This window comes from Paraprevotella xylaniphila YIT 11841 (genome assembly GCF_900683745.1).
GTDB lineage: Bacteria > Bacteroidota > Bacteroidia > Bacteroidales > Bacteroidaceae > Paraprevotella > Paraprevotella xylaniphila.
The window spans coordinates 1610451-1623177 of the sequence record NZ_LR215980.1 but is presented as its reverse complement, the minus strand read 5'-3'; the positions used below and the strand labels follow the sequence as shown (position 1 = coordinate 1623177).

Genomic DNA, 12727 nt, shown 5'->3' with positions numbered 1-12727 from the left:
TTATTTTTTTAATTAAATACTTCTTGTAATTTTGCTGTCGTAATAAGTATAGCAAAACATTATAATTAACTTAATTTTCGAGAAGCATGAAAAACAAATTACTTGCTTTGATGGCGCTTTGCGGCGCGACTTCATCTACCATGCCCTTGTGGGCATCCGAGAATTGGCCGGATCCGGTCTTGTCTTTCACCGATCCTAATCTGACGCAGGACGAGACGGGCGGTGGCGTGTATTACATCTACCACGTGGCTACCCAGAAGTTCATGGTGAATGGAAATTGGAAAAATAATTGGGGTACGGAGCTTGTCGTGGGCGACGATGGGCAGGAAGTAACTTTGAGTTATGGTGAAGATTACGAGTTGGCTCGTCGTCCCGAGGGAGATCCGGACAGGACTACAGCCAAAGGATGGCGCCTGAGTATGATGAACGCACCTTCGAATGGTGGTTATCATGAACTTTTCATCCGCGAGGCTTCCATGGCTATTTGTGTGGATCATAATAAGACGGGGCATATCTTGTGGAAAATCGTGCCGCAAGGGAACAGTATGTACCGCATCAAGATTCTTGACGAAGACACTAAGTTCGGTGTGAATGCCAACGGTGGCTTGTATAAGAATGCTTATATGGGCGTGAACGAAGGCGAAACGGGTGTGAATCCTGTACTCGATACGAATATGGCCGGATTTGAGAACGGACAACAGGACTGGAAGTTCGTCACCCCGGACGTTTACGATGCGTTTAATGCCAAGAAGAAGTTGCAGGAACAGTTGGATGCGGCTGACGTGGCCGGATATACGGAGCTTTCGGAATATGCGGCACTCTATAACGACAACGATGCCAAGGCTGAAGACATATTGGAAGCTGTGGAAAAGTTGAAGGCCGCCATCTTGGAATTTAAATACAATTCGGCTACGGCCGACAATCCAATTCCGGTGACGGAATATATTTCCCAACCTTCATTTAATGAAAGTACGGATGGATGGGTAACGAAGAGAGAAGGGTCAAGCGGTAATTTCGTTCGTAAGACGGGCGATAAGATGGTAGCCAGTGATGGTAAGGAATGTGAGAACTTCTTTGAGTATTGGATTGATCCGAAAGAAGGCAACCAACCGAATTGGTCCATTACGCAAGAATTACAGGGGTTGCCGGATGGAAAGTATCGCTTGGGGGCTTATATCATGACCAACGTGTTGGCTCAAGGCGATGTGGCAGGGCCTAAAGGCCGTTTCCTGATGGCCAAGACATTGGCTGGCGAGGTGCGCAAGGAAGCTGACAAACCGGCAATAGAGAATCCAGACAAGGCGAATGGCTATTTTGCCCCGTATACGGTGGACTTCTCCGTCATTGGCGGGACGGCCACAATCGGTATGGTGGTAGAAAACGCAAACTCCAACTGGACGGCAGTGGATAATTTCACGTTGGAATATCTTGGTAAGGCCGATGCCCTTACGGTTCGTGACATGTTGGAGCAGAACATAAAGGATGCGGAAGCCAAATATGCGGAATATACAGGGGCTAATGAGCGTTTCAGTTTGTCCGGCCAACAGAAGTACGAAGAAACCATAAAGGCTGCCAAGGATGCGGTGGCCAATGAACAGTTGGATGACGAGGCTTTGATGGGCCTTATTACTACGGTCCAACTTCGTATGGATTCCTTGGCTATGGATATTTCTGCATATAAGACTTTGGCACAAAAATCCGCAGAACTGGAAGACGCTTACGCCGGAACAGAGTATGAGGAAGCGGGGTTGCTTTTGTATGAGGATTATTTGGATCAGTTAGCTGAAGGGCTTGCGCAACGCACTTTCAATCCCAACGAAGTGGACAGCATCCAACCTCGTGCAGACCGGATTCTGAAACAGGCCGTGTTGGAGTCTTTGCAATCGGAAGACGGTTTGCGTACAGTGACAGGCCTGTTCACCAACATGGACTTCTCGAATGGCATGAATGGTTGGACGAAGGAAGGCAGTGGAGACTTCAAGCATAGTTCTACTGGTGTTTGTGAGCTTTGGAATGCCCGACAGACGGATGGCGAGGTGTATCAGGAAATAAGCAACCTGCCTTCCGGTTCGTATAAGATAACAATGCAGGGGTACTACTCGCCGAGTTCGAGCAACGCTAATTCTTGGCAACAGAATTGGGGGATGGAAGGCGATCAGACTAATGACATATTGGGATATCTTAAGGCTAATGATGCCTCTGCGAAACTTCATCACATAATGGATTATCCGTTGACGGAAGACGAAAAGGGAACGGCAGACCGTTATGAGCAGATTACCTTTACGGATGATCCGCAATATAAAGACAAGTGGTTGGTTCGTTCTGTAGCTGCCGCAGCCGAGACCTTTGGGAATTTTCCGGACCGTTATGTCAATGAGGTGGTTTGCTATGTGGGCGAGGATGGCAAACTCCGTGTGGGGATTAAAGCCGCTATGGCATCTCACGACTGGTTAGGTGCATGGATTGTGATGGACAATTTCAAGGTGGAATACCTCGGAGCCGATGATATGACCGGTGCTACGACTTCCATCAATGCTTTGATTGCGACAGCTACGGACATGATGAATAAGGAAGGGGTTCTCACTACGCAGGAAGCCAAGGAAGGTCTGAATGCAGCTATCGAATCGGCAAACAAGGCCGTGTCCGAAGGCTTGACGTTGGAAGTATACAACGAGCAAGTGGAAGTTTTGAATGCCGCCATCAAGGCCGGTCAGGAAGCCATTGATGCGGCTACCGCATTGGAAAAGAGAAACGACAACCATAATGACAAGCTAACCTCTACGGGTGAAGAAAGTTATGACGCTTATGTTGATACGGACGGTTTTGCGGAACTTGAAGAGGTCGTTTTGGAAATCGAAGGTAAGATAAGCGGTGAGGGCATCTTTGCTTCCATGGCAGAAATCGAAGACTATAATGCCAAGCTTGACAAAGCTTATACCAAGATGGTGAGCGGTATCATTGATTTCTCAGCTGCGACCAAGGATGCACCGGTGGATGCCACAGGTCTGATTATCAATCCGAGTTTCCAGACTCGTAACTATGATGAAAAAACAGGGACGTGGAAAGATGCTTCGTCTGCAGATGGTTGGACGGCTACCGGTGGTACGGCTACGAGTGGATTGAATTATGAAATCTTTAATGATACCACTGGAATTCGCCAGAAGCTTTACAACATGCCCGCTGGTTACTACCGCGTGGTTTACAATGGCTTCTACCGTGCGGGGGATATCACTCCTGCGGCTTTGTCCCGTCGTGACGGTGTGGAACCTTTGAACGCCCAAGTCTATTTGGACGGAAAAGAATCCAAGTGGAACAAAAAACTGGTTTCCCTCTTTGAGAACATAAGCGAATATAAATACACGACAGGCGATAAGATTGTGCCCGATACATTGTTGACTCCAGAAGAAGAAGGCATGTTGTACCACTTCATTATCAATGGCGTAGACGGTGCAAAAACCGTTTTTGAAGAAGGTATATACGAGGACAATTTCAGTTTCCGTGTGGAGGTTGGCGAAGAGCCTGTATTGGGTGTACGCAAGACCGCTAAGATCCAGAACGACTGGACTTGCTTCGATAACTTCCGTCTGTATTATTTGGGAGACGGTGATGCCAACAAGCCGGACGACATCGACGATGCTTTGGATACAAATATAGATGAAGTCGTAACTGACGGTAAGGCAATCGTGGTAAGTTCCGCATGGTACACCATCAACGGCGTGCGTGTGGCTGAACCGAAGCAGCGCGGCATCTACATCCGTCAGGACAAGATGAGCGACGGCACGACTAGGTCCTTGAAAGTAATGGTGCGTTAAACCACCGTTATGATATATCAATAAAAATAGGTTCATAGATTAGATTGGAAGGGGGGACGAAGCGATTTCGTCCTCCCTTTTTCTCTGCTTCCCCCGTGAAATGGGCAAAACACCATTCATCCTTCAGAATATATGTTAAGCCTTTCATAATGTTTGCGTTATAAGCTGAAGGATGTTTCAGGCATCTTTCAGCAAAGTTTCATTTCGTTGAGGAAAGGATGGAAAAGCATTCGGTTGAGAATGAAAAATCAATTGGCGCAGAACGGAAAATCGTTCGGCTGAGAACGGAAAATCATTTGGCGCAGAAATTTTTGTCGCTTTCTGCAAAGAAAGGGGGCTGAAAGATGACCCTTCTATCCTTCATGCCGTAATGTGTTGTATGATAATGGTTTATTGTATAACCTGAAGGATGAAGGGGTATTTTGCAAACTTCTTGGGTGATGGGGGCAGCCGCATGTTCCGGTAGGCACGCTTGTTTTTTTATGGATGTTTTGTCAGGCAAAAAGGCTTGCCATTGAGGTGAAGAATGGCTTAATTACGTTAAAAAACGGCTTGTTTTGGTTTTTTTCTTTCATTTTATTCTTTTTATTGAATACTTGTTGTACCTTTACGGCCATAATAATCCTATTAAAAGCGAAACATTATATTAGTATTAACTTAATTTTCAAGAAACATGAAAAACAGGTTACTTGCAGTGATGGCACTCTGTGGTGCGACTTCATCTACTTTGCCTTTATGGGCAGCAGAGTGGGAGAATCCGATTCCGAATTTTGTAGAACCCAATTTGGCTACCGATGGGACGGGCGGGGGCGTGTATTACGTTTATCACGTGGCTACCCAAAAGTTCATAACGTGTGGCAATTATAATAAAACTTGGGGAACGGAAGTGGTTGTAGCGGATGAAGGAAAGAAGTTGGACCTGACTTATGATACCGATTACGAGCTGAGCAACCGCCCTGAGACAGATAAAGAGTATTCCAATGCCAAAGGATGGCGTTTCACCATGTGGGACGGGAAAAGCAATACAGGCCGTCATGAGCTTTATTATAGCCCGTCGGACAATGCCTTCTGTGTGGACCATAACAAGCAGGGACACATGTTGTGGAAAATATCTCCAGTGGGTGACGGGAATTACCGTATCAAAATCAGTGACGAAGACCCGACTTATGGTTTGAATTCCGAACACGCGGAGGAGTATGTGGGGTTGGTGGATGAGACCCGTACGGGAGTAGATGCCTTTATCAATCCGGAAATGGCCGGGAATGAAAAAGCCCAGTTGGATTGGAGGTTTGTGACTCCCGAGGCTTACGAAGTCCTTTTGGCAAAGCGTGTGTTGAAAAAGTGGTTAGTGAGTGCGGATGAGGCCGGATATAAGGGATATGAAGAATATGAAAAGGTATATTTGGATGCGGCTGCTACTTTGGAGGACGTGGAAGCGGCTTCTGCGGGATTGAAAAAGGCCGTGTTCGACTTTAAGTTCTCCGGGGCTTCGGAAGAACATCCGGCTGATGTGACTGACGTGATAGAGAATCCGGCTTTCGACAATGGGGAAAATGGATGGACTTTGCAACGCGATGCCATCAGTGGGCAAGATAATTTTGGGGTACAGTCTTCTTCTCAAACTACTTCCGACGGAACTGAGTTCAAAGGTTTCTTTGAGCGTTGGACTGCCACTTTTCCGCAAACGAGTTGGTCCATTATGCAGGAAATCAATGATATACCAGATGGGCGTTACCGCCTGAGCGCATATATCCTGACGAATGTGAAGGAGGATAACGGCGGACCGAAAGGACGCTACCTCTATGCCAAGTCGAAGGGGGGAGAAGTGAAGTTGCAGGCCACTGTGCCGTCGCCCGACGGAGGAGGTTATGCCGCACCCTATACGCTTGAGTTTTCTGTCATAGGCGGTTCTGCCACAGTGGGTTTGAAAGTGGAAAATCCTAATTCCGAGTGGACGGGTGTGGACAATTTCAAATTGGAGTATTTGGGAGAGGAAGGTGCCATGACGATGCAGGATTATTTAAAGGAGCACATTGCTGATGCAGAAAAGACCTACGAAGCTTACAAGTCTGCCAATAAAAAAATGAGCCAAAAAGGTGAAGAAGCTTATACGAAGCTTATCGGGCATGCCAAAGAAGTGGCTGCAGATGCGAGCGTGGACATTGAAACCGTGTCGGCTCTGATTGAGACCTTGCAGAAGCAAATGGACGAGATGGCCAAAGACGTGGCTGCGTATGACAAACTGGAACAGTTGTTGGTTGAGGCAGAAAATAAATATTGGGCATCTCCATACGAAGATATGTCGTGGCCTACGTTGGAGGACTATATCGACAACACGCTTAAGGTGGAGCAGGGAGATTGCAGTTTCGACCCGGCTTTGATAGACAGCGTCCAACCGCGTATGGACCGCTATTACATGGAGGACTTCAGGGCTGCCGCCTTAAGCGGGGAAATCGAGGACTTCACGCCCTTGTTGGTCAATGCGGATTTCACCAACAATGCCGACGGATGGCAGGGTGGTTCCGGGCAAGGTGTGGAAACGGGTGAAATGTATGATAAACAGACATTTGATGTCTATCAGGAAATAGAGGGCTTGCCCGAAGGTTCTTATGAGGTCTCCCTGCAAGGATTCCAACGCCCTACGTGGCACGATGCTTGCCAGGCAGCTTGGGGCACGGATGCCAAGGAGGCGCAGGTTACTGCGTATGCTTACGGTAACGACGGTTCCGTAAAGCTCCACCATTGTTACGATGAGGTGTTTGATGAACCGATGCAGGCAGAAGGTTGGGGCAAAGATGTGCAATTGTCATTGCCGAACGATGAGTTGAGGAATGGCAAGTATGCCTTGGATGCTTTGACAGGAACGCATAAGGCTTTTGAAGAAGGTCATTTCGAGAACAAATTCGTTTGTTATGTGAAGGCTGACGGCAAATTACGCGTGGGCGTGCGGATGACTGAGGATGCAGGTCTTTCCGGGGACTGGACTACTTATGACAATTTCAGGTTGAAATATTTGGGCGCGGAGGATATGACCGGGGCCGTTTCTGCATTGGAGGCCCGGATTGCCGATGCGAAGGTACTGCTTGACGATGTGGAAACGCTTACCACCAAGGCCGCGAAAGATGCCTTGCAGAAAGCCATTGCCGATGCTACTGCGGCTTTGGAGGCAGAATTGACCCAGGAGTCGTATGCCGTCAATTCGGAGGCATTGAATGCGGCCATGGAGCTTGAAACCGAATCACGTGCGGCAGCAGCCAAGTTAGAGGCGACGGCTACAGGCCATGACAATAAGTTCAATGGTGCAGGAGGTACTGCCGAGTATGACAAATATGCCGGTACAGACGAATATGACGTTTTGTTGGAACTCGTGTCGGATGAAGTGTTGTTGGCCATCGACGAACGTTCGCTTGTCGATTTGGCCCAGATTGAAAGTTTTATGCAGCGCATGAATGAGGCTTATTGCAAGATGGTGGCCACGCAAGTGGATTTCAAGGGAGCGTCGAAGGATACTCCGCTCGATGTCACGGGCATGATTACCAATCCGAGCTTTGAGGAAATGGATGCCGAGACGCAGGAGAAAGTAAGCTCTAATGCCGGATGGGAATGTAACAAGGTGCATAATGACTTGAAGGCGCAAGATTTGGTTTATGAGATGTTCAATATCGAGGATGTCAAGCTTTACCAGACCGTGTATGCGTTACCTAAGGGGTTCTATCGGATCACTTACAATGGCTTCTATCGTGCCGGGGATGCCGAGCCAGCTGCTTTGGCGCGCCGTGACAATAAGGAAGAGGCACTGAACGTGGATGTGTATGTTGAAACCGCTTCCGAAAAGTTGTCCGTTCCATTGGCTTCCATTTTCGATAATGTGACGCTTTACAGTTACGACAGTTCGGATAAGGTTTTGCCCGATTCTTTGTTCCCTGACATGCCCGATATGATGTATCATACAGTCGTGAATGGCAGGGTCGGTGCCCGCAAGGCTTTTGAGGACAATGCTTACGAAGGGGCATTCAGCTTCGAGGTGAAGGAAGATGGCGAAGGTGTGACCATCGGGGTTGAAAAGGGCGCGGTTATCACCAATGACTGGACGTGTTTCGACAACTTCCACCTGTACTATTTGGGGGCCGGCGAGGCCAATCGTCCAGACGACATCCCGAATGGCGTGGAAGATACTGTGGCCGACGGTAAGGCTACGGTGGTAAGTTCTGCATGGTACACCATCAACGGCGTGCGCGTGGCCGAACCGAAGCAGCGCGGCATTTACGTCCGTCAGGATAAGATGAGCGACGGTACGACTAGGTCCGTGAAAGTAATGGTGCGTTAAACCACCGTTATGATATATCAATAAAATAGGTTCATAGATTAGATTGGAGGGGAGGACGAAGTGATTTCGTCTTCTCCTTTTTGCTTTTGCTGCCTTTGTGTTAAAAATAGGGGCTTATCTTCTTTTTTTTATCCGGATTATTTTTTAGATTGAGTATTTATTGTAAATTTGCCACTTATAAGAAATCCTATTAAAAAGCGAAACATTAGTATTAACTTAATTTCTGTAAGAAGATGAAAAACAGATTACTTGCATTGATGGCTTTGTGCACAGCCACATCGTCCACATTGCCTTTATGGGCGGCCGATTGGGCGGATCCGAAGTTGACATTCGTAGAACCCGACTTGGAGGGAATCAAGGGTGGACAAAAGGAGGTGTATTACGTTTATCATGTGGCCAGTGAGAAGTTCATGTCCAATGGTGCGGATTTTAATACCACTTTCATCGTTTCAAATACGGGGCAAGAAGTGACATTGAGTTATGGACCCGATTACGAGCTGATTACCCATGCGAAAGATGCCAACGATTATTCGGCTGCCGAATCTTATCGTTTGTCGCTGATGAATGCACCGAGTAACGGTGGTTTCCATGAAGTGTTTTTGGATCCCGGTGTAAAATGTTACGTAGACCACAATAAGCAAGGACACATCTTGTGGGATATTGTATCTCAGGGGAACGGCCTTTACCGTATCCGTGTGAATGCGGACGATCCTACTTACGGTACCAATAAAACCGAAAATGCCGCTTATAAGAATACGTGGATGGGAGTAAATCCCAATACGGATGGTACGTGGAATGAGGTTATCAATCCTTTGATAGTGCCCGGAACAAGCGGTTATGAAAAAGCTGAGTTCGACTGGAAGTTCGTAGAGCCGGAAGTGTACGAAGTATATGCTGCCAAGAAGAACGTGCTGAAACCGCAATTGGAAGCTGCCGATGAGGCCGGATATACGGATTATGCGAAGTACAAGGAATTGTATGAGAGTGCTGATGCTACGGTGGAACAGATAGAAGAGGCTGCAGAGGAACTGAAGGATGCCGTGTTGGAATTCAAATACAGTTCGGCTTCAGAGGCTACTCCCGCAGATTTGACGGCTAAGATTACGAACGCTTCGTTTGGCGATGGTTCCAATGGGTGGACTTCTTGGCGGGCCAACAACAATAATAATTTTGGTGTCGTGACAAAGAAAGAGGGGGAGATTGGAACGTCAGACGGTTTCGATTTCCGTACTTTCTTTGAAAGATGGATAGCCACACCTCCTACGGGAGATTATTATATAGAGCAGTCTTTGAGTGAACTGCCTGACGGAAAATATCGTTTGAAGGCTTACATCATGACGCAGCAGACGGCTGAGAACGGTGGTCCGAAAGGTCTTTTCTTGTATGCCAAGACGGTGGCCGGCGAAAGCAAGAAAGAGGCTGATGTACCGTCACCGGACGGCACGCCTTATGCAGCACCTTATACTGTAGACTTTTCTGTAATCGGCGGCACGGCTACTGTCGGTATGCGTTCCGAGGGCAGTAAGGACGGTTGGTCGGCTGTAGGTTATTTCACATTGCAATATATGGGTAAGGCGGGTGCTATTACGATGCGCGATGCTTTGAACCAAAATATCACAGAGGCCGAGAAGCAATATAAGGAAGAAATAAGCCTCAAGAAGCATAGTAAGGAAGGTGATAAGAAATATGAGGAGATGATAGCCTTGGCAAAGGCGGCTGTGGCTAATGACGAGGTCAAAGACGATTCTTTGCAATCCATTGCCAAATCTTTGCAGCTTCGTATGGATAGTTTGGTATCAGATGTTGCTGCTTATCAGACATTGACGACAAAGACAAACGACTTGTCTGTGGCATGGGATGAATCCATATATGCAGACCAAGATTTTCTTGATTATGAGGAGTACTTGGTTGGTTTGGAAGAAGCTTATAACCAAGGTACTTTTGACCCGACGGAAGTAGACAGTATCCAACCGCGTGCCGACCGGATTTGGAAAGCTTGTATTTTGGATGCTTTGGAAACAGGCGATACGGATAACGTAACCGGCCTGTTGACGAATCCGAACTTTACAGGTAATACCAATGGATGGACTTACGAGAAGTTGGGCGGACCAAACAACGATGGTTTGAAATACGGGAACAACGTGGCCGAATGCTACGAGCAGGCTTTCGATGTGTACCAGGAAGTTAACGGCTTGCCGGCGGGTACTTACGAGGTCAGTGTGCAGGGTTTCTATCGTCCGGCGGGAAATGCCACTTGGTCGGCTGCCTGGGGCGTAGAAGGAGATGCCACCAACGACGTGTTGGCATACGTGTATGGAAACGACGGAATGGCCAAGCTTCCGCATGTGGCCGACGGTTTGCAAGATGAAAACATCGGTGAGGATTGTGCACAGTTGACAGCCGGAGGTGCGGACTTGGAAGGCAAATATGTCTGCAACGGCAAGAAGAGTGCTGAGCTGATTATGGCCGATGGTACGAGCTATCTGATGACTGTGAAGTGTTATGTGGGTGAAGACGGAAAACTGCGTTTCGGTGTGAAGATGCCGACGGCTCCGGAGTCTTTGACCGCATATTGGACGTTGTTTGATAACTTCCAGGTTACTTATTTGGGTGCAGATGACATGAGCGGTGCGAAGTCTGCCATGGAAGCTTTGATCGGAAATGCTCAAGAACTGTTGAATAAGGAAGCGTTGACCACCCAAGAAGCCAAGGATGGTTTGAATAAAGCTATCGAGGCGGCTACGGCTGTAGTAGATAACCTGACTCCTGAAACTTATAAGGAACATAGCGAAGCTTTGAATGCGGCTATGGAAGCTGGTCAGGAAGCCATTGATGCAGCTACTGCATTGGAAACGAAAAACGATAATCATGCGGATAAGTTGGGTTCTTCAGGAGAAGGAAGTTATGAAGACTATGCCGATACGGAAGGTTATGCAGAACTTGATGATGTAGTATTGGAAATAGACGAGAAGATAAGTGGTGACGGTATTTTTGCTTCCATGGAAGAAATAGCCGACTATAATGTCAAGCTTGACAAGGCTTATACCAAGATGATGAGTGGTAAGGTTAATTTCTCTGAAGCAACTAAGGATAAGCCGGTGGATGCCACTAACTTGATTATGTGCCCGAGCTTCCAAAGCAAGAAGTTCAATGCCGATAAGAATGAATGGGAAGACGTGCGTGCCGCAGACGGTTGGGTCAATGCAAGTATTGAGGACGGACCTTCCAGCAAGGTGACCAGTGCATTGAATTACGAAATGTTCAATGACAGTAGTGAAATCCACCAGACGCTTTACAACATGCCTGCCGGTTACTACCGTGTGGTTTACAATGGCTTCTATCGTGCGGGCGGCTATATAGATGCAGCAGTGGCTCGCCGGGACAATGAGAGCGAAACGTTGAATGCCGAGGTTTATTTGAAAGGAAAAGAGACCAATTGGACGAATAAGTTGGCTTCTATTTTCGATAATGTAAAGGAATATAAGTACGACAGCGGCGATGTAGTGCTGCCGGATTCTCTGTTCCCGGATATGACGGACTTGCTGTACCATTGCATCGTGAACGGTGTGAACGGCGCAAAGGCAGCCTTTGAAGACGGGGCCTATGAAGGCAACTTCAGCTTCCGTGTAGAGGAGGGCGAGGAGCCTGTATTGGGCGTACGCAAGACCGGTAAGATAACGAATGACTGGACTTGTTTCGATAACTTCAAGCTGTTGTACTATGGTGATGGCGATGCCAACAAGCCGGATGATTTCGTATCTTCTGTAGAAGAGACTGTGGCCGACGGCAAGGCAACCGTGGTAAGTTCCGCATGGTACACCATCAACGGCGTGCGTGTGGCTGAACCGAAGCAGCGCGGCATCTACATCCGTCAGGATAAGATGAGCGACGGCACGACTAAATCCGTGAAAGTAATGGTGCGTTGAGCCACCGTTATGATATATCAATAAAAATAGGTTCATAGATTAGATTGGAAGGGAGGACGAAGTGATTTCGTCTTCCCTTTTTGGTCATTCAGGCTGTACGTTACATCGCCGACCCGCCGATGGCGCCAAGGATGGCACTGGCCACGGCAATGATTACATTAAGCAAGGTGTTCCAAACTGTTTTGTTCATAGGCATTGATGTTTTAGAAGTTAAACTATTGCGGTCAGTCCGTGCCCATATAGAGCGACCAACCTTCTTTTATCTGGCTCATGGAGGGCTTCACCCCGCATTCCACCCGGCTCATGGCCGCCACCAACGGTGCCATGTGCGAAGGGTCGTACGGATTGAGGCATTTGTCCGGAGGGAAGCCGGTCAGCGCACATACCTTACGGGCGTAGTTTTCCGTGTCGTTACCGTCTTCGGGCGGTGCCCATCGGGCAATGATGTCGCGTACCGTGCGCAGGCCGTATTTGTGGCAATAGGTGCGCAGCACGATGAAGGCCGCACGGTATCCCCACGGCATGCTCCTGAACGTGAAGAACTCCGGGTCGGGTTGCCGTTCGGCCAGGCCTTGCCACAGGTCTGCCGTGCGTCGGATATTGAGAGGGTTGCAGTTGCGCAACCCTCTTTGCTTGTTCAGCTTTTCCATTCCTTTACGGAT

5 protein-coding genes are annotated in these 12727 nt (G+C 48.0%); 3 read left to right on the top strand and 2 right to left on the bottom strand.

The window, feature by feature from the left end; translation table 11 throughout:
- Positions 1–86 precede the first annotated feature (86 nt).
- The 3 genes from E0E47_RS07035 to E0E47_RS07020 all read left to right on the top strand — a co-directional run bounded on the left by E0E47_RS07035 (position 87) and on the right by E0E47_RS07020 (position 12065).
- Positions 87–3812: a hypothetical protein gene (locus tag E0E47_RS07035; protein ID WP_130893300.1), complete on the top strand. Its 3726-nt coding sequence runs from the start codon at positions 87–89 to the stop codon at positions 3810–3812.
- Between the two features lie 673 nt (positions 3813–4485).
- A complete protein-coding gene (locus tag E0E47_RS07025; RefSeq protein ID WP_130893298.1) occupies positions 4486–8139 on the top strand; it encodes a hypothetical protein in 3654 nt (1217 codons plus the stop codon).
- Between the two features lie 233 nt (positions 8140–8372).
- The gene (locus E0E47_RS07020; RefSeq protein ID WP_130893297.1) at positions 8373–12065 is read left to right on the top strand and encodes a hypothetical protein; all 3693 of its coding nucleotides are present in this window, start codon (positions 8373–8375) and stop codon (positions 12063–12065) included.
- A 100-nt stretch (positions 12066–12165) separates the two neighbouring features.
- Here E0E47_RS07020 and E0E47_RS17280 read toward each other — a convergent pair whose 3' ends face one another.
- Positions 12166–12255: a smalltalk protein gene (locus E0E47_RS17280; RefSeq protein ID WP_021980856.1), complete on the bottom strand. Its 90-nt coding sequence runs from the start codon at positions 12253–12255 to the stop codon at positions 12166–12168.
- Positions 12256–12289: 34 nt separating this feature from the next.
- Positions 12290–12715, bottom strand: a complete 426-nt coding sequence (locus E0E47_RS07015) for a hypothetical protein (protein WP_008630152.1) — start codon at positions 12713–12715, stop codon at positions 12290–12292.
- Between the last annotated feature and the right edge of the window lie 12 nt (positions 12716–12727).

Excerpts from the sequence above, each read along its gene's own strand:
- E0E47_RS07025 (WP_130893298.1), top strand. The coding sequence starts at position 4,486 with ATGAAAAACAGGTTACTTGCAGTGATGGCACTCTGTGGTGCGACTTCA.
- E0E47_RS07015 (WP_008630152.1), bottom strand. The coding sequence starts at position 12,715 with ATGGAAAAGCTGAACAAGCAAAGAGGGTTGCGCAACTGCAACCCTCTC.
- E0E47_RS07020 (WP_130893297.1), top strand. The coding sequence starts at position 8,373 with ATGAAAAACAGATTACTTGCATTGATGGCTTTGTGCACAGCCACATCG.
- E0E47_RS17280 (WP_021980856.1), bottom strand. The coding sequence starts at position 12,255 with ATGAACAAAACAGTTTGGAACACCTTGCTTAATGTAATCATTGCCGTG.
- E0E47_RS07035 (WP_130893300.1), top strand. The coding sequence starts at position 87 with ATGAAAAACAAATTACTTGCTTTGATGGCGCTTTGCGGCGCGACTTCA.